General features: G+C 73.6%; 15 protein-coding genes. 8 read left to right on the forward strand and 7 right to left on the reverse strand.

Going from position 1 to position 17,352, the window contains the following annotated elements:
• On the reverse strand, nt 1-339 hold a 339-nt coding region (locus tag G5C51_RS00005; protein ID WP_165229315.1), incomplete at its 3' end, for an FAD-dependent oxidoreductase.
• Between the two features lie 76 nt (nt 340-415).
• Here G5C51_RS00005 and G5C51_RS00010 point away from each other — a divergent pair.
• The 4 genes from G5C51_RS00010 (at nt 416) to G5C51_RS00025 (ending at nt 6,431) form a co-directional block, all read left to right on the forward strand.
• Entirely contained in the window at nt 416-1,648 is a 1,233-nt protein-coding gene (locus G5C51_RS00010; protein ID WP_165229318.1) for a L,D-transpeptidase, read from the forward strand.
• Between the two features lie 6 nt (nt 1,649-1,654).
• Nucleotides 1,655-3,751, forward strand: coding sequence for an FUSC family protein (locus G5C51_RS00015; RefSeq protein WP_165229322.1), 2,097 nt, complete (start codon nt 1,655-1,657; stop codon nt 3,749-3,751).
• Nucleotides 3,752-3,901: 150 nt separating this feature from the next.
• Nucleotides 3,902-5,248: a wax ester/triacylglycerol synthase family O-acyltransferase gene (locus G5C51_RS00020; RefSeq protein WP_165229325.1), complete on the forward strand. Its 1,347-nt coding sequence runs from the start codon at nt 3,902-3,904 to the stop codon at nt 5,246-5,248.
• 31 nt (nt 5,249-5,279) lie between these two features.
• Nucleotides 5,280-6,431 (forward strand): alpha/beta fold hydrolase, encoded by a 1,152-nt coding sequence (locus G5C51_RS00025; protein WP_165229328.1) that lies wholly within the window; start codon nt 5,280-5,282, stop codon nt 6,429-6,431.
• On the opposite strand, the gene G5C51_RS00030 is transcribed toward G5C51_RS00025, so the two are convergent.
• Nucleotides 6,432-6,917: a GNAT family N-acetyltransferase gene (locus G5C51_RS00030; protein ID WP_165229331.1), complete on the reverse strand. Its 486-nt coding sequence runs from the start codon at nt 6,915-6,917 to the stop codon at nt 6,432-6,434. It lies immediately after the preceding gene.
• Between the two features lie 108 nt (nt 6,918-7,025).
• Here G5C51_RS00030 and G5C51_RS00035 point away from each other — a divergent pair, with 108 nt between their 5' ends.
• Complete coding sequence (locus G5C51_RS00035) at nt 7,026-7,988, forward strand: M23 family metallopeptidase (protein WP_165229334.1); 963 nt, start codon at nt 7,026-7,028, stop codon at nt 7,986-7,988.
• A gap of 167 nt (nt 7,989-8,155) precedes the next feature.
• Nucleotides 8,156-8,776 (forward strand): class I SAM-dependent methyltransferase, encoded by a 621-nt coding sequence (locus tag G5C51_RS00040; RefSeq protein ID WP_165229337.1) that lies wholly within the window; start codon nt 8,156-8,158, stop codon nt 8,774-8,776.
• A gap of 35 nt (nt 8,777-8,811) precedes the next feature.
• Here G5C51_RS00040 and G5C51_RS00045 read toward each other — a convergent pair whose 3' ends face one another.
• Nucleotides 8,812-9,705, reverse strand: a complete 894-nt coding sequence (locus tag G5C51_RS00045) for a hypothetical protein (protein ID WP_165229309.1) — start codon at nt 9,703-9,705, stop codon at nt 8,812-8,814.
• Nucleotides 9,706-9,871: 166 nt separating this feature from the next.
• Between G5C51_RS00045 and G5C51_RS00050 the strand changes: the two genes are divergently transcribed.
• Nucleotides 9,872-11,095, forward strand: a complete 1,224-nt coding sequence (locus G5C51_RS00050) for an ROK family transcriptional regulator (protein ID WP_206313272.1) — start codon at nt 9,872-9,874, stop codon at nt 11,093-11,095.
• Nucleotides 11,095-13,959, forward strand: a complete 2,865-nt coding sequence (locus tag G5C51_RS00055; RefSeq protein WP_165229729.1) for a glycoside hydrolase family 2 TIM barrel-domain containing protein — start codon at nt 11,095-11,097, stop codon at nt 13,957-13,959. The genes G5C51_RS00050 and G5C51_RS00055 overlap by 1 nt, the downstream gene beginning before the upstream one ends.
• On the opposite strand, the gene G5C51_RS00060 is transcribed toward G5C51_RS00055, so the two are convergent.
• The 4 genes from G5C51_RS00060 to G5C51_RS00075 all read right to left on the reverse strand — a co-directional run bounded on the left by G5C51_RS00060 (nt 13,931) and on the right by G5C51_RS00075 (nt 17,323).
• Nucleotides 13,931-14,281: an MmcQ/YjbR family DNA-binding protein gene (locus G5C51_RS00060; protein ID WP_165229343.1), complete on the reverse strand. Its 351-nt coding sequence runs from the start codon at nt 14,279-14,281 to the stop codon at nt 13,931-13,933. The genes G5C51_RS00055 and G5C51_RS00060 overlap by 29 nt on opposite strands.
• A gap of 29 nt (nt 14,282-14,310) precedes the next feature.
• Nucleotides 14,311-15,252, reverse strand: a complete 942-nt coding sequence (locus tag G5C51_RS00065; protein ID WP_165229346.1) for an alpha/beta fold hydrolase — start codon at nt 15,250-15,252, stop codon at nt 14,311-14,313.
• A 97-nt stretch (nt 15,253-15,349) separates the two neighbouring features.
• Nucleotides 15,350-16,207, reverse strand: coding sequence for a GNAT family N-acetyltransferase (locus G5C51_RS00070; protein ID WP_165229349.1), 858 nt, complete (start codon nt 16,205-16,207; stop codon nt 15,350-15,352).
• A gap of 81 nt (nt 16,208-16,288) precedes the next feature.
• Nucleotides 16,289-17,323, reverse strand: a complete 1,035-nt coding sequence (locus G5C51_RS00075) for an aldo/keto reductase (protein WP_165229352.1) — start codon at nt 17,321-17,323, stop codon at nt 16,289-16,291.
• Nucleotides 17,324-17,352: the final 29 nt, after the last annotated feature.

Here is a 17,352-nt window from a genome sequence, read left to right on the forward strand (position 1 = left end):
CCCCCGCACCAGCCGCCCGCCCTTGCCCGTAAAGCGATCCGCCGCGATCTTGTCGTCCCAGTCGGTCGTGGCCTCGTCCCTGATCCGGGCGGCCACCGGGCCGAAGTCCGGGCGTGCCTCGACCCGGCCGGCCATGCCGGGGATGCGGCGGGCCTCGGCGAGGAGGTTGCCGGCCCGGATCATCATCTTGCTGGGGATGCAGGCCCAGTACGGGCATTCGCCGCCGACCAGCTCCGCCTCCACGCCGATCACGTCGACGCCCGCGTCGGCCAGCCGTCCCGCGACGTGCTCGCCGCCCGGGCCCATGCCCAGCACCACCACGTCCGCTTCCTGCGCCATGAGCGCCTCCTTCTGTCGTGCGTGTCGTCAGCGCGGCATCATCGATGCATTTGTGTGCTTTGCATAGTATGTGACCATGCGTCAGCTCCCCCGTCGCCGTCTGGCCTTGGCCTGCGCACTCCTCCTCTCCACTGTCGCGCCCGGCCTCACCGCCTGCGCCGACCGGACCGAGCACCCGCTCGCCTTTCGGGCGTTCGACGCCGCCGCCCGCCTCGCGGTGTCCGGCCACGGCGCCGACGGCCTCGACCCCGCCCGCCCGCTCGTGGTGCGCTCCGCCTCCGCGGGCGACCGGATCACCGATGTGACGGCCGTCGACCAGCACGGCCGCCATGTCGGCGGCCGGCTCAGCGCCGACGGCAGCCACTGGCTCAGCACCGCGGGGCTCAGCGGCGGCGCGCGCTATACGGTCCGCGTCGGCACCGAGGACACCTCGGGTGCCCGCGGACGCGGCACGCTGCACGTGCACACCCGGAAGTTCCCCGGCAAGCAGCAGACCCTCGGCGTCGAACTGGGCCCGCGCAGCGGCACGTACGGCGTCGGGCAGCCGATCCGCGCGAAGGTCGGCAAGCGCGTCACCGACCCGGACGTGCGCGCCGCCGTGGTGCGCGCGCTGCGGGTCGACTCCAGCCCGGGGGTCGAGGGCGCCTGGCGCTGGATCAACGACCGCGAGCTGCACTATCGTCCGCGCGACTACTGGCCGGCCGGCACCCGCATCACCGTCCGCACCACCGAGCTCACGCCGGTACGGGCCGGGCACGTCCTCCGCCTCCGCGCCCCCGGCGAGCTGCGGCTGCGGATCGGCGCCGACGTGCGCGCCGTCACCGACGCCGCCGGGCACGAGATGACGGTGTGGAAGAACGGCGAGCTGCTGCGCACCATCCCGGTGACCACCGGCAAGCCGGGCTTCGAGACCCGTAACGGCGTGAAGGTGATCCTCGACGAAGAGGCCAAGGCGCGGATGCGCAGCGCCACCATCGGCATCAAGGCGGGCAGCAAGGAGTCGTACGACCTGCAGGTGCGGTGGGCCACCCGGCTGACCGAGAGCGGCGAGTTCGTGCACGCCGCGCCGTGGTCGGTGGGCGCTCAGGGCTCGGCGAACGTCAGCCACGGCTGCACGGGCATGAGCACGGAGAACGCGCACTGGTTCTTCGAGCGCACCCGCCCCGGCGACGTCGTGGTCGTCGAGGGCAGTGACGGCAAGGAGATGGAGCCCTTCGGCAACGGCTACGGCGACTGGAACCTCTCCTGGCGCGACTGGCAGGGCACCACCCCGCCGTCCGACCGCGGCCGGCTGCGCATCGGGGCGTAGGCGCGGGTGACCCCGGCCCGCGCCCGCCCGCCTGCCCGCGCCCACTCCTGGTCGCGGGCGCTCCGCGACGCCGCCCGCGCCGGCGTGTCCGTCGAACGGGCCTCGCTCACGCCGCTGATCGCCCTGCGCGGCGCGGTCGGCGTCGGGCTGATCCTCGCCTGGGCGCTGTGGGTCGGGTCGCCGGCGCTGGCGGTGTCGTCGGCGTTCGGCGCTTTCGCCTCGGGGGTGGCCTCCTTCCAGCGCAGCTGGCGGCCGCGGCCCGCGCTGGCGCTGGGGGCGGCGGCCGGGCTCGCCGTCAGCTCCTTCTGCGGCTATCTCGCCGCCGGGCATCCGGCGCTGTTCCTGGTGCTGCTCGCCGTGTGGTCGTTCGGCGCCGGGATGGGCTGGGCGATCGGTCCGGTGTCGGGTGTGGTGAGCGCGCTGACGGTGGCGGCGATGCTGATCGTCGTCACGCTGCCGACGTCGGTGGCGGAGGCGGCCATGCACGCCGGGATCATCGCGCTCGGCGGGCTGCTGCAGGCGACGCTGATCGTGCTGTTCCCGGTACGGCCGTGGGGGAACCGGCGCGACGCGCTGGCCGACGCGCTCGCCGCCGTCGCCGACTACGCGCGCCGGCTGCGCGAGGACCCGTACGCGCCCTTCGACCCGCAGCCGCTGATGGAGGCCCGCGAGGCCGCCGCCGTCACCCCGCGCCAGGCCCGCCGCCGGCCGCGCCAGCTGCACGGCTACCGCACCCTCGCCGAGAGCATCCGCCCCGTCCTGGCCTCCCTCGCCGACCCGGTGGTCGGTGCCGCGGCGGAGGGCCCGGAGCGGGACCGGGTGCGCGAACTCCTGCGCGCCGCCGCCACCGTGCTCGATGCCACCGCCCGCGCGGTGCGCCGCGGCGAGTCCGTACGCATTCCGGAGCAGGCCCTCGACGTGCTCAAGGTGCCCGAGGACGGGCCGGTGCTGCCGCCAGGTCCTGCGCGCAAGGCGGCGCTGCGGCTGATCGCGCTGACCGAGGAGGTGGTGGAGGCGGCGCAGGAGCCGGTGGAGGTCGCACCGTCCGCTTCCGGGACCGGGCCCGCGCATCTGCGCCGGCCGACCGGGCCCGGGCTGCTGCGGGTGGCGCTGCGTGCCGTACGCCGCGAACTGCGCTGGTCCTCGCCCGTCTTCCGGCACGCGGTCCGGCTCTCCGCGGTGGTCTCGGCCGCGTATCTGCTCGCCCAGATGCTGCCGCAGCAGCACTGGTACTGGGGCGCGCTGACCGTTGTGATGGTGCTGCGCCCCGACTTCTCGCAGACGTACCAGCGCGGCGCCGCCCGGCTCGTCGGCACCATCGCGGGCGTCGGGATCGCGGGCGGGGTGCTCGCGCTCGTCCATGCCGGGCCGCGGCTCAGCGCGCTGCTCGCGGTGCTGGCGGTGGGCCTGCTGTATCTGCTGATGCCCCTCGGGTACGCGGCCGTGTCCGCGTGCACCGGCGCGTACGTGGTCTTCCTGCTCGGCATCGTCGGCGAGGACTGGGCGCAGACGGTGTGGGAGCGGATCGCGCTGACCCTGCTCGGCGGGGTACTGGCCACCGTCTCGTACGCGCTCTTCCCCGCCTGGGAGAGCCCGTGGCTGCGCGACCGCCTGGCGCGGTGGCTCACCGCCAACTCCCGCTATGCCGCGGCGGTGTTCGCGGCCAACGCCGAGGAGCCTTCCAAAGACCGGCAGCGCGCCGTACGCCAGGCGCTGCTCGACGCGCGGGCCGCCCGGATGGAGTGGGAGGAGGCCACCGCGCGCGCCGACTCCGAGCCGGTGCGGCACCGCGGCCTGTCCCGCCGCAAGGCGGCGGAGGCGCGGGACACCCAGATCACCGCCGGGCGCCTGGCGATGCTGCTGGAGGCGCACACGCCGAACGGGCCCGCCGAGCCGGAGGCGCGGGACTTCGCCGCGGCCCTCACCGAGGCCACGGCGGACGCGGCCGCGGCGGTGCGGGAGCGGCGGCCGGTCGACTGGGCGCCGGTGCACGCGGCCCTGGCGCGGTGGCAGCGGGACGCGGAGCATCCCGGCGGGGTCGCGCTGCGGGTGGCGGATCTGCTCACCGCCGAGTTGGACGAGTTCGCGGCGGCCGTCGGCTGAGGACGGCGTCCAGGCTGAGGCGGCCTCCGTCATTGTTCACCGAGACGTAACGCTGAGTGTTACGGGTGTGCTTGACGGTAGTCGTCAACAAAAGGTTGAATCCGCAGTGCCGCTCACTCCGCCCATTTCGCCGACGCGAGAGGCACACCCATGACAGCCGCGCCCCTGGCGCCACTCGACCTCGCCTTCTGGACCCTGGAGTCCGTCGCCCACCCCATGCACATGGGCGCCCTCGGCGTCTTCACCGGGGCCGCGCCGGAAGCGCCGGGGCGTGCCGCCGGGCTGCTGACCGAGCGCGCCGAGGATGTGCCCGGGCTCGGCATGCGCATCCGGAGCGTGCGGATCCCGATGGGCGCGGCCGTGCGGGAGCCGGACCCGGACTTCGACCCACTGGACCACGTCCATCTGACCGCGGCCACCAAGGACTTCCATGCCACCGCCGGGGAGATCATGGCCGCGCCGCTCGACCGGCGGCGGCCGCCGTGGGAGGCGCATGTGCTGCCCGCGGCCGACGGGACGTCGTTCGCGGTGCTGTTCAAGTTCCACCACGCGCTCGCCGACGGCCTGGGCGCGCTGATGCTCGCCTGCGGGATCATGGACCCGGACCCGGCGGCGGAGCCGCGCGCCCCGCGGCCCGTACGACAGCAGCCCTCCTCACGCTGGCCGCTGCCGGGCCCGAATCCCCTGCAACTGCCCGGCGCCGTCCGCCGCCGCGCCGAAGAGGCGGGCCGCGCGCTCGGCATAGCGGCCTCGGTCGTCGGCGCCACCCTGGAGATACGGACCTCGCCCTCGCTCACCGCCGCCGCCAGCGGCACCCGCCGCACCGCGGGCGCCGTCCTCGACCTCGACACCGTCAACCGGGTCCGGAAGCAGACCGGCGGCACCGTCAACGACCTGCTCATCGCCCTCGTCGCCGGCGCCCTGCGCCGCTGGCTCGACGAACGCGGCGCGGCCGTGGACGACGTCGTGCCGCGCGCCCTCATCCCGGTCTCCCGGCGCCGCCCGCGCACCGCCCGCCCGCAGGGCAACCAGCTCTCCGGCTATCTGCTCCGCCTCCCGGTCGCCGAGCCCGACCCGCTCGCCCGCGTCCGCCGTATCCGCGCCGACATGGACCGCAACAAGCAGGCGGGTTCCGACCGGGGCGCCGGCGCGGTCGCCCTGCTCGCCGAGCAGGTGCCGCCGCTCGGCCACCGGCTCGCCGGGCCGGTGCTGGCGCAGGCCGCGCGGCTGCTGTTCGACCTGATGATCACCAGCGTGCCACTGCCCAGCCTGGGCATGAAGCTGGCCGGCTGCCCGTTGGCGGAGGTGTATCCGTTCGCCCCGCTGGCCCACGGCCAGACGCTCGCGGTGGCGGTCTCCACATATCGCGGGAAGGTCCACTACGGGCTGATCGCGGACGGCGAGGCGGCCCCCGACCTGGACCGGCTGGCGGCGGCGCTGGGCGCCGAACTCGACGCTCTCACCACTGCCGTTGAGCAAGATCCGGCAGTACGCTGACCGCCTCACTGACAACCGGGGGGAATCAGCCGTGTCCGAGATCCATTCGTTCCGTATCGAGATACCTCAGGCAGACCTGGACGACCTGCAGTCCCGGCTCGACCGCACCCGTCTCGCCGACGAACTGCCCGCAGACCAGGTCGCCGGGAAGGTGCAGCTCGGCATTCCGGTCCCGCCGGGATGGGAGTACGGCGTACCGCTGTCCTACGTCCGGCCGCTGCTCGACCACTGGCGGGACGGCTTCGACTGGCGGGCGCAGGAGGCGCGGCTGAATGCCTTCCCGCAGTTCACCACCGAGATCGACGGCCAGAACATCCACTTCGTGCACGTCCGTTCGCCCGAGCCGGACGCCACGCCGCTGCTGCTCGGGCACGGCTGGCCGAGCAGCTTCGTCGAGTACCTGGGCCTGGTCGGCGAGCTCACCGACCCGCGCGCGCACGGCGGCGATCCGGCGGACGCGCACCACGTCGTCATCCCGTCGTATCCGGGCTACGCGTTCTCCGGCCCGACGCATGACATCGGCTGGACGCCGACGCGTATGGCCGCCGCCTTCAATGAGCTGATGATCCGGCTCGGCTACGACCGCTTCGGCGTCCACGGCAACGACGGCGGCGCCATCGTCGGCCCCGAGATGGCCCGGCTCGCCCCGGACCGGGTCAGGGGCCTGCACCTGAACCAGATCTTCGCCTTCCCGCGCGGCGAGCCGGGCGAGATGGACGGACTGAGCGAGCAGGACGTGCAGTTCATCCAGTTCGGGCAGAAGTTCCTCGAGCACGCCATCCACGACCACAGCCAGCGCGCCCAGCCGCAGACGCTCGCGCACGCCCTCGCCGACTCCCCGTACGGGCAGCTGGCCTGGAGCGGGCAGCTGCTCGGCGACGCGCTCACCCCCGATGAGCTGCTGACCAACGTCTCCATCTACTGGTTCACGAACACGGCGGCCTCCTCGGCCCGCTTCTACTTCGAGAACCACCACGGCGAGCAGCCGACCGGGCAGATCACCGTCCCGACCGGACTGGCGTCGTTCGGCTACGACTTCAAGCCGCCGCGGAAGTTCGCCGAGCGCGACCACGCCGACATCGTGCAGTGGAACGAGTACGACCGCGGCGGGCACTGGGCCGCGTACCAGGTGCCGGAGCTGCTGCTCGCGGACATCCGCGGCTTCTTCCGGGGTCTCAAGTAGTCAGTCGAGCAGCAGCCCCATGTAGTACTCGCTGACCGCCGCTCCGTCCACGTCCAGGGCGGAGCGGCGGCGGCCCTCGAACTGGAAGCCGCAGCGCAGATACAGGGCGATCGCGTTCCGGTTGTGCTCCATGACGGTCAGCTCGAGCCGCCGCAGCCCGCACCCCCGGCCGGTCTCCGCGGCCGCGGTCAGCAGCGCCCGGCCGACGCCGCGGCCCGCGCTGCCGGCCCGTACGCCCATTACCACGTGCCCGGTGCGCCGCGCACGGGCGTACGGGAGCACCGAGACGTCCACGTATCCGATGAGCCGCTCACCCTCGAAGGCGCCGAGGAGATACGAGGCCCCGGGCGGCGGGATCTCCGGCGGCCGGTCGTCGCGCTCACCCGGCTCGAGCAGCATGAATGCGCTCTCGGCGTCCAACGCGAGCTGAAGATCGAGCAGTTGGGCCGCGTCGTCGGCGACCAGGGGGCGCACCGTGGCAGCCATGGGTCCCTCTCAGCCGATTTCCTGAAGTCGCTTGTCGTATCGAATGGTCGCTTCTACATTTTCGCACCAGGCACCACGCCGCCTCGGCCCCGGGAGAGGACCGCACCCATGCCGGACCGCAAGGCTCAAGGCCGCCATCGTCGTCCCCGCCCCAACACCGTGTCACGGGCCTCGCTGAAGGTCACCGCCGGCGGGGCCGGACTCGCACTGCCGCTCATCGGCGGGGCCGTGGCCCACGCCTCCCCCGGGCAGCACACGGAGGAGAGCAGCGAGGCCCGCACGCATACCCGCGGCGTGCCGCCGCTGCCCGCCCTGGTGGCGCGCCAGCAGGCGCCCGCGGCGGCGGAGACGGCGGCTGCCAGGACGACCCCGCGGAGCTCCAAGCCGTATGTCGTGGAGAGCGGCGACACCCTCACCGGCATCGCGGCCGAGGAGAAGGTGCGCGGCGGCTGGACGGCGCTGTACGAGCGCAACCGCCGCACCATCGGGTCCGATCCGGACCTGATCCTCCCCGGCCAGAAGCTCTCCGTCCGCGGCGGCACCAGCGCCCCCGCGAAACCGGAACGCGCCGCTCCGGAAGCGAAGCCGAAGCCCAAGCCGAAGCCGCCGCCCAAGCCCAAGCCGGCGCAGGACAAGCCGGACTCGGCCGCCAAGCCGCAGGGCTCCGGCTATGCCGCGCCGATAGCGGGCGCCAGGGTCGGCACGGGCTACGGCGTCCGCGGCAGCTCCTGGTCGTCCGGCTACCACACCGGCGCCGACTTCCCCGCCTCCATAGGCACCGGTGTCCGCTCGGTCAGCGCGGGCAAGGTCGTCTCGGCCGGCTGGGGCGGGTCGTACGGCTACCAGGTGGTGATCAGGCACGCCGACGGCAAGTACAGCCAGTACGCGCATCTGTCCGCGCTCAACGTCCGCGCGGGACAGCAGGTGAACGCGGGCCAGCGGATCGCCCGTTCCGGCGCCACGGGCAATGTCACCGGCCCGCACCTGCACTTCGAGATCCGCACCGGGCCCGGCTACGGATCCGACATCAACCCCCTTGCCTACCTCCGCTCGAAGGGCGTCCGGATCTGAGTGCGCTGTGCTCCCCTGCGGACCGGCGGGCAGATGCAGCGGACCCGCCCGCAGTGCGGGCAGACGGGCACGGCTTGCCTGTTGATCACAACGGTCTCCGCTCTCCAGTTGTGAGCTACCGCTCTGGCATCAGCTAGGACGCGCCCGGGACCCGTTAGGTTTTCTCCATGGACGCATCCGCTTGGGACGACCGCTATGCCGCCCACGAACTAGTATGGGGCGGCGCTCCGAACCGGTGGGTGGCGCAGGAGACCGGCGAACTGCCGGTCGGCCGCGCCCTCGACCTCGCGGCGGGCGAGGGCCGTAACGCGATCTGGCTGGCCGAGCGCGGCTGGCGGGTCACCGCCGTCGACTTCTCCGAGGTCGCCCTGGACCGCGCCCGCCGGCTCGCGACCACCGACCGGCCGCCCGAGGTGGCGGAGCGCATTGAGTGGGTGCGCGCGGATGTGCTCTCGTACGAGCCGGCGCCCGGCGGCTTCGACCTCGTGGTGCTCGCCTATCTGCAGCTGCCGGAGGCCGAGCGGGTGCCGGTGTGGCGGCGGGCCGCGGCGGCGGTGGCGCCGGGCGGCAGCATGCTGGTCGTCGGCCACGACTCGACGAACCTGAGTGAGGGGACCGGCGGGCCGCAGGATCCGTCGGTGCTGTACACGCCCGCGGATGTGCTCACGGCCGTCGCGGACGCGGAGCTGAAGACCGTACGCGCCAACCAGGTCCGCCGTCCCGTGGAGAAGGACGGCGGCGTGGTCGACGCGATCGATGCGCTGGTGCTGCTGCGGCGGGAGGGCTAGGGAGCGGGCTCGGCTCGCTCAGCTCGCCCGCCCGCTCAGCTCAGCGGCTTGTACAGCTTGCGGCCTTCGCCCGCGGTGAGGCTGCAGGTGACGGTCTCCATGCCGAGCCGCACGCCGCGGGCGCCGGGGAACTGGATCAGGGTGCCGCGGACGGTGCCCGAAGGCTGCTGCTGGCCTTCGGCGTTCAGCCGCGACTTGCAGAGCTTGTCGGCCTCCGCCTTGATCTCGGTGTCGGTGGTGTTGTCGCCGCTGAGCTTGGTCTTGTAGACGACCTCGGCGTCGTGGGCGCCGTTGCAGGACGTCGGGTCGGCCTGGCCCTGCTTGCCGGAGGGGACGTTGAAGCAGTCCCCGATCTTGAGCATGTAGGCGGGGCGCGGGCCGGTCTTCGGGGTCGGCATGATCGACTCGAAGTTGGGGCTGGACGCGCCGTCGCTCGGGACGCCGTCCGTGGGCGGGTCGTCGCCATAGGACAGGCTGTCGTCCGGCTCGGGGGTGAAGCTCGAGGACTCCGACTCCGACGGGCTGGGGCTCTTGCTGCTGGACTCGTTCGCCTGCGGCTTCTTGCCGCCGTCGTCGCCGGCGAAGGCGACCACGCCGCCGACGACGAGGCCCGCGGCCACCAGGGCGCCGACGACGACACCGATGATCACCTTGCGGTTGCCGCCGCCGGGCGGCGGGGGCGGCGGGAAGCCGGCCTGCTCGGGCGGGCCGAAGCCGCCGCCGGAGCCGTAGCCGCCCTGCCCGTAACCGCCCTGTCCGTAGCCGCCGCCCGGCTGGGTCGGCGGCGTGCCGTAACCGCCCGGCTGGCCGTAGCCGCCGGGCTGCGGCGGAGGCTGCTGCCCGTATCCGCCGGGCTGTCCGTACCCTCCGGGCTGGCCATAAGGGTCTTGACCGGGCGGCGGCTGGTTGGGCGGCGGTGGAAACGTCATGGGTCAACACTCCCCCGATCAGGCCATATTTCAAGCATCGTGACCGGACAGATACACAACGCGAAGAGGACGGGCACATTCCTCTTTCCGCTGCTCGGGGCTTTTGCCAAGGCTTTCGAAAGGGGTTGTGCAAAGGGTTGCGGGCCGCCTAGCGTGGCTCTCCGTGATGCCCACCTCCCGGGACATAAGGGCCCGGAACCGCCGGCTCCTCCTCCAGCACATCGTCGCCCAACCGGCCGTCTCCCGCCCCGCGTTGGCGGCCGCGACCGGCCTCAGCCACGCCACCGTCGGCACCCTCGCCGCCGAGCTGCTCGACCTCGGCCTGGTCGCCGAGTCCGGCTACGAGGAATCCGCCGGCGGCCGCCCCCGCGCCCTGCTCACCGCCGCCGGCGCGGACGGCCGGCTGATCGGCGTGGACGTCGCGGAGACCTACGTGCACGCCGAGCTCTTCGACCTCTCCCTCGCCGTCCGCGCCAGCGCCGCCGCCCCGCTGCACCCCGGCGACCTCACCCCGGACACCGTCGTGGACCGCATCGCCGCCGCCGTCGACGCCGCCCTCGCCCGCGGCGGCGCCGAACCGGGCTCGGTCCTCGGCGCCGGCGTCAGCATGCCGGGCCAGGTCGACCGCCCCGGCAGCGATCACGCCACCATCGGCTACGCCGCCAACTGGGCCTGGCAGGACGTCCCGCTGACCGCGCGGCTCGCCGCCCGGCTGCCGTACCCCGTCCACCTCGACAACCCGCTGCGCGCCTGCACCGCCGCCGAGCTGTGGTTCGGCGCCGCCCGCGGCCGTAACGACGCCGTCGTGCTCAACCTCGGCACCGGCGTCGGCGCCGGCCTCGCCGTCGGCGGCGAGGTCTACCGGGGCTCGACCAACAGCGCCGGCGAGTGGGGCCACACCACCCTCGTCCTCGACGGCCGCCGCTGCCACTGCGGCGCCCGCGGTTGCGTCGAGGCGTATATCGGCGCCGCCGGCATCATGCGCACCCTGCGCGAACGCGCCCCGCGCTCCCTGCTGCTGTCCCCGAGCGACCAGACCGCCACCATCGCCGCCCTGGGCCGCGCGGCCGCGGCCGGCGACAAAGCGGCGAACGACGTGCTCGCCGAGACCGCCCGCTACCTCGGCGCGGCCACCGCCGACCTGGTCAATCTCCTCAACCCCGAGGTGGTCGTGCTCAGCAGCTGGGTCGCCGCCGCCCTCGGCGAGCCGCTGCTGCACAAGCTCCGCCCCGAGGTCCGCGCGCGGGCGCTGCCCCGCCCCGGCGCCGCCGTCGAACTCGCCCTGTCCCCCGTCCCGTCGAACCCCGTCAGCCTCGGCGCCGCCGCCTTCGCCCTCGAAGGCGCGCTGGCGCCCGCGGCCCCCAAGTCCCGGAGAGGAACCCGATCGTGATGTCAGTGTCCGGTGGTACGTATTACGAGGACGTCTCGCCCGGCACCGGCGCGCTCCCGCCGCGCGCCTGGTCCCCCGGCTCCGACGCCGCCCGGCTCGACCTCGGCGGCATCTGGCGCTTCCGCCTCTCCCCCGACGCCGCGGGCACCGGTGACGCCTTCACCGCGGATCCGGACGCCTTCGACGACGCGGGCTGGAACCGGATACGGGTGCCGGGCCACTGGGTGCTGCAGGGACACGGCGAGTACGGCTCCCCCGCGTACACCAACGTCCGCTACCCCTTCCCCGTCGACCCGCCCCGGGTGCCCACCGAAAACCCGACCGGCGACCACCGCCACGTCTTCGACCTCCCGGACAACTGGCCGGACGAGGGCGAGGCCGTGCTCCGCTTCGAGGGCGTCGAGTCATGCGCCCGCGTCTGGCTCAACGGGCAGGAGCTCGGCGTCTTCCAGGGCAGCCGGCTGCCGCATGAGTTCGCGGTCGGCGCGCTGCTGCGGCCGCGCGGCAATGTGCTCGCGGTGCGCGTCCACCAGTGGTCGGCGGGCAGCTATCTCGAGGACCAGGACATGTGGTGGCTGCCGGGAATCTTCCGCGAGGTGACGCTGCTGCACCGCCCGGAGGGCGCGGCGCGCGACGTCTCGGTACGGGCCGGCTACGAGCACGCGACCGGCACCGGCGTGCTGCGCGTCGACAGCGAGCCGGGCGGCCGGATCTCCGTACCGGAGCTCGGGATCGAGGCGGCCACGGGCGAGACGGTCCGGGTGCCGGTGGAGCCGTGGACGGCGGAGACGCCGCGGCTCTACGACGCGGTGCTGGACACCGGCGGTGAGCGGGTCGCGCTGCGGATCGGTTTCCGGACGGTGGCGATCGAGGACGGCGTGCTGAAGGTCAACGGCCGCCGCATCCTCTTCCGCGGCGTCAACCGGCACGAGTTCCACCCGGAGACGGGCCGCACGGTCGACGCGGACACCATGCGCCGCGACCTGCTGCTGATGAAGCAGCACAACATCAACGCGGTCCGCACCAGCCACTACCCGCCGCACCCCGCTTTCCTCGACCTCTGCGACGAACTCGGCCTCTGGGTGATCGACGAATGCGACCTGGAAACGCACGGCTTCGAGGAGATCGGCTGGCGGCGCAACCCGGTCGACGACGACCGCTGGACACCGGCGCTGCTGGACCGCGCCCAGCGGATGGTCGAGCGCGACAAGAACCATGCGTCGGTGGTCATGTGGTCGCTGGGCAATGAGTGCGGCAAGGGGCGCGGGCTCACGGCGATGGCCGCCTGGATCCGCGAGCGCGACCCGTCGCGTCCGCTGCATTACGAGGGCGACTGGTCGTGTGCGGACGTGGACGTGTACTCGCGGATGTATCCGGAGCACGCCGAGGTCGAGGCGATCGGGCAGCGGAAGGAGGCGCCGCTTGAGGACCCGGCGCTGGACGCGCGGCGGCGGGCGATGCCGTTCATCATGTGCGAGTACGCGCATGCGATGGGGAACGGGCCCGGCGGACTGCTCGAGTACCAGCGGCTCTTCGAGACGTACGAGCGCTGCCAGGGCGGCTTCGTCTGGGAGTGGATCGATCACGGTCTCGCGGACGAGCGGTACGGCTTTGCGTACGGCGGGGACTTCGGCGAAGAGGTGCACGACGGCAACTTCGTCTGCGACGGGCTGGTCTTCCCGGACCGGACGCCGTCGCCGGGGCTGGTGGAGTTCAAGAAGGTGATCGAGCCGGTGCGGATCGCCCCTGAGGGCGAGGGGGTCCGGATCACGAACCTGCACGACTTCGCGGGGCTCGGGCAGTTGGCCTTTGACGTGGACGGCGAGGCGCTGAAGGTGCCTGAACTGGCCCCCGGCGAGAGCGCCCTGGTGCCGCTGACCGCCGGCGCGGAGGTGCGTACGGTGCGGGCGCGGCTCGCGGCCGACGCGGCCTGGGCGGCGGCCGGGCATGTGGTGGCGTGGGGGCAGGTGCCGTCCTCGGCTCAGGACGCGGGCCGGCGCGAGGACGCGCCGCTCGTGCCCCCGGCGACCGCGGACGGCCGGCTCACGCTCGGCCCCGGCGTCTTCGACGCCGCCTCCGGGGCGCTGCTCGCCGTGGGCGGTGTGCCCGTGACGGCGCCCCCGCGGCTGGACGTCTGGCGGGCGCCGACCGACAACGACGAGGGCCCCGTGTGGATGCCCGCCACCACCGCCGCCGGCCAGTGGCTGCAGCTCGGGCTCGACCGGGTGCAGCACCGCCTGGACGGCGTCGAGACCGGGGAGTCGGGGCTGACGGTCCGTACCCGCGTGGCCCCGGCCGCCGTGGACGCGGGCCTGCTGGTCGCGTACCGCTGGACCGCCACCGCCGGCGAACTGCGCCTGACCGTCTCGGTCGAGCCGGACGGCGAATGGCCCTGCTCCCTCCCCCGGCTGGGCATCCGGCTCGGCGTCCCGGCGGCCTTCGGTGACGTGCGGTGGTACGGCGGCGGCCCCGGCGAGGCGTACCCGGACACCCGGGCGGCGGCGATGACCGGGCGCTGGTCGAAGACGGTCGACGAGCTGCAGACGCCGTACGTCCGGCCGCAGGAGAACGGCGCGCGCATCGACGTGCACTGGGCCGAGCTGCGCGACGCGGACCGGGGCGGCCTGCGGATCGAGGGCAGCCCGCCGTACTACTTCACCGCCCGCCGCTGGACGACGGAGCAGCTGGCCGCGGCCACCCACCTCCCGGACCTCATCCCGGGCGACACGGTCTGGCTCCACCTCGACCACGCCCAGCACGGCATCGGCTCCCGCTCCTGCGGTCCTGGCGTGCTGCCGCAGTACGAGCTGACGCCCGAGCCCGCGGAATTCTCCTTCAGCTTCCGGTCTCTTCCAGGGAGCTGAGCAGCCTGGACGGCGCCGCCTGCTGCCACGAGTCGTACAGAATCGTGCGCAGCTCGTCGGCGTCGTCCAGCCTCGCTATCCGCACCCGGATCCAGGCGAAGCTCGCCTCATGGTCGGCGATCCAGAACTTCTCCGGCTCCGCCAGCACCAGCTCGTCCCGCTCCAGCTTGGGGCAGCGGACGGCGAAGGACGTCTCGTCCTCCGGGAGGGTGGCGAACATCTTTCCGGCGACCCGGAAGGTGGGCATGGACCAGGCGATTTTCTCGGTGGTCTCCGGGAAGGACAGGGCCGCCTTCCGGACGTCGTCGGCGTTCAAAGACATGGAAGAACCGTAACGGCCGCCACTGACAGTCACACGTGCTTGCCGAGCCAGGCCAGCAGGTCGGCCTGCACCTCGTCCCGGTTGGTCTCGTTGAGGATCTCGTGGCGGGCGCCCGCGTAGGCCTTCCAGGAGAGGTCCGTCAGGCCCGCGTAGCGGAAGTCCTCCAGGAGCTCGTACACGAGGGTCATCCGCTGATTGCACGGGTCCTGGTCGCCGACCGCGATGTGGACCGGGAGGCCGCGCGGGATGCGGGCGAGGTTGCGCGGGTCGTTGATCTTACGGACCGCGGCCGCCCAGTCGCGCGACAGCCCGGTGGAGAACGAGAAGCCGCAGGCCTCGTCCGCCACGTACGTATCGACCTCGGCGCCGTCCCGTGACAGCCATTCGAAGCCGGTGCGGTGCGGATACGGGTCGTTGAAGGACGCGAAGAGGCCGGGCACGTAATCGCAGAGCACCGCGCGCCCGCGCTCGGCGATGTCCGCGTCCAGGGCGGCCAGGTCGGTCTCGGTCTCGGCGCCCGGCAGCACCCGGAAGGTGCCGGACAGGATGAGGCCGGCCAGCCCCTCCCCGTATTCCTGCGCGTAGTCGCGCGCGAGCATCGAGCCGAGGCTGTGGCCGAGGAAGACGAGGGGCACTCCGAGGTGCTGCGCGCGCAGCGCGTCGCCGATGCCCTTGAGGTCGTCGACGATCGCCCGCCACGCGTCGCCGTGCTCGCCCACCATCCCGTAGCCGCCGGTGGCCGCGGCGGTCGCGCCGTGCCCGCGGTGGTCGGAGGCCACGACGCCGTACCCGTGCGCGGCGAGGAAGCGGGCGAACCGGTCGTAGCGCCGCCCGTGTTCCGCCGCCCCGTGCGCGATCTGCACCAGCGCCCGCGGCCGGCCGCCCTCGGGCAGCCAGGTGTACGTGGCGATGGGGGTGCCGTCGGCGGCGCGGTGGTCGGCGGTGGTGTGGCGGATCGCCGGCTGGGTCATGCGGGTGGTCCTCCTGTCTGCGGCTGCGGGTGCGGGTGTGGCCCGCTCTCCGGCTGCGGGTACGTCCCGCGCCACAGCCTCCCCCGGGGCGCGGCGATCACGCCAGGGGGGTGAAGGCAAGGTTCACGTGGTCCTCCACCGGCCGGTAGCCGAGCCGCTGATAGAGGGCGTTGCTGGTCGGGTTGTCCAGATCGGTGAAGAGCAGCACCTGCTCGACGCCGCGGTCGAGCGCGGCCTGCGAGACGGCGGCCGTGGCGGCGCCCGCATAGCCGCGCCCGCGCAGCTCGGGCGGCGTGTAGACGGGCGCGACGCGCGCCATCCCGGCGACGGTGCGGGTGATGCCGCACAGGGCGACGGGCTCGCCGTCCCGCTCCCAGAGGGTGAGGCCGCCGTAGCCGAGCCGGCTGTCGACGGCCCGCTCGGGCGCGGCCGTCCCCTCGCTTCCGACGTCCTTGTTGAAGGCGGCGATCCACTTCACCAGCAGCTCGCGGTCGCTCTCGTCGGCGACCCGCGCCCGGCCCTCGGGCATGGGGTCGGGCGGGACCAGCTCGCCGAGGCGGTAGAGCCGGTGATCCTCGGCGACGGTCACCTCGTCGCCGGTGAGCTCGGCCCACGCGGCGCCGAAGGTCTCGGCGGCGGGGCGGCCTGCGTTGACGCCGGTGACGGGGCTGCCTTGGTCCCGCAGCACCCTGGCGAGCTCTACGGCGGCCCGGTCCGGCATCCGCGACAGCACGGGCGGATACGGCGGGGTGTGCGCGTACGCCCCCGCGACCTCTCCGCCGTCGCCGTCGCGCCACCACCCGAACCGGGGCGTCTCGTCCCCGAACCGCCCCGGGCTCTGCCGCACGGTGGCGGCGATCGTCAGCAGGATGGTGTGCGCGGCAGGTTCCGTACGCACGTAGTCACCTGCCGCGGCCTCGTATGCGTCGAGGTCTTCCGTCGTCGTCCAGCCCATGGCCCTGATCCTGCTATGCGGCGCTCCCGGCGCGCACGTCAATATCCACAACGCGCGGCGCGCGGCGCCCGCCGCGCGGCTTCACCGCCCGCCCGCGATGTTCCGGCCGCGCTGTTCCCGGCCCGGCACGCCGTACGGGTAGTCCGCCGCGTTCGGGTCGCTGGCCTCGTCCAGGCGGCTGCGCTCGGCCTCGGACAGGTGCAGGCCTGCGGCGCCGAGGTTGTCGTCGAGCTGCTCCATAGTGCGGGCGCCGAGGATCACCGACGTGACGGCCGGGCGGTCGACCAGCCAGGCCAGCGCGATCTGGGCCATCGAGGCACCGCGCTCCTCGGCCACGGCGCGCACCTCGTCGACGACGGCCCAGGTCCGCTCCAGGCCGCGGCGGCGGTCGTACGCCTCGACGCCGCGCTGCGGGTTCTCGCCGAGCCGGGTCGCGCCGGTCGGGCGGGTCTCGCGCTGGTACTTGCCGGTCAGCCAGCCACCGCCGAGCGGGCTCCACGGCAGCAGGCCGAGGCCCTCGGACTCGCAGGCCGGGACGACCTCCCACTCGATCTCCCGGGCCAGCAGGTTGTACTGCGGCTGGTGCGTCACCGGCCGGCTCAGCCCGCGGAAGTCGGCGATGTCGACGGCCTTCTGGGTCTGCCAGCCGGTGAAGTTGGAGAGGCCGATGTAGTGGATCTTCCCCTGGCGCACGGCGTCGTCGAGGAAGCGCAGGGTCTCCTCGATCGGCGTCAGCGGGTCCCAGGCGTGCACCTGGTAGAGGTCGATCGCCTCGACGCCGAGCCGGCGCAGCGAGGCGTCCAGGGCGCGGGCGAGATGGACGCGGGAGAGGCCGACGTCGTTCGGGGCCTCGCCCATGGGGAAGCGGCCCTTGGTGGCGAGGGTGATCCGGCCGGTGACGTCGGCGGGTCGTTCGGCGAGCCAGCGCCCGACTATCTCCTCGGAGACGCCGGCGCTGTAGACGTCGGCGGTGTCGACGAAGGTGCCGCCGGCCTCCACGAAGCGGTCGAGCTGGGCGTGCGCACCCTTCTCGTCGGTCTCGGCGCCGAACGTCATGGTGCCGAGCGCGAGCGTCGAGACAGTGCAGCCGCTGCGGCCCAACATGCGGTATTCCACGATCGGTTCTCCTCCGGTGCGGTGGACGG

The sequence above is a fragment of the Streptomyces coryli genome, from assembly GCF_011044975.1.
In the GTDB taxonomy this organism is placed as follows: Bacteria; Actinomycetota; Actinomycetes; order Streptomycetales; family Streptomycetaceae; genus Streptomyces; species Streptomyces coryli.

What these genes read in the sequence shown, in the direction of transcription:
- G5C51_RS00050 (WP_206313272.1), top strand. Translation starts at nt 9,872, where the DNA reads ATGCCCACCTCCCGGGACATAAGGGCCCGGAACCGCCGGCTCCTCCTC.
- G5C51_RS00035 (WP_165229334.1), top strand. Translation starts at nt 7,026, where the DNA reads ATGCCGGACCGCAAGGCTCAAGGCCGCCATCGTCGTCCCCGCCCCAAC.
- G5C51_RS00060 (WP_165229343.1), bottom strand. Translation starts at nt 14,281, where the DNA reads ATGTCTTTGAACGCCGACGACGTCCGGAAGGCGGCCCTGTCCTTCCCG.
- G5C51_RS00070 (WP_165229349.1), bottom strand. Translation starts at nt 16,207, where the DNA reads ATGGGCTGGACGACGACGGAAGACCTCGACGCATACGAGGCCGCGGCA.
- G5C51_RS00020 (WP_165229325.1), top strand. Translation starts at nt 3,902, where the DNA reads ATGACAGCCGCGCCCCTGGCGCCACTCGACCTCGCCTTCTGGACCCTG.
- G5C51_RS00010 (WP_165229318.1), top strand. Translation starts at nt 416, where the DNA reads ATGCGTCAGCTCCCCCGTCGCCGTCTGGCCTTGGCCTGCGCACTCCTC.
- G5C51_RS00045 (WP_165229309.1), bottom strand. Translation starts at nt 9,705, where the DNA reads ATGACGTTTCCACCGCCGCCCAACCAGCCGCCGCCCGGTCAAGACCCT.
- G5C51_RS00055 (WP_165229729.1), top strand. Translation starts at nt 11,095, where the DNA reads ATGTCAGTGTCCGGTGGTACGTATTACGAGGACGTCTCGCCCGGCACC.
- G5C51_RS00040 (WP_165229337.1), top strand. Translation starts at nt 8,156, where the DNA reads ATGGACGCATCCGCTTGGGACGACCGCTATGCCGCCCACGAACTAGTA.
- G5C51_RS00065 (WP_165229346.1), bottom strand. Translation starts at nt 15,252, where the DNA reads ATGACCCAGCCGGCGATCCGCCACACCACCGCCGACCACCGCGCCGCC.
- G5C51_RS00030 (WP_165229331.1), bottom strand. Translation starts at nt 6,917, where the DNA reads ATGGCTGCCACGGTGCGCCCCCTGGTCGCCGACGACGCGGCCCAACTG.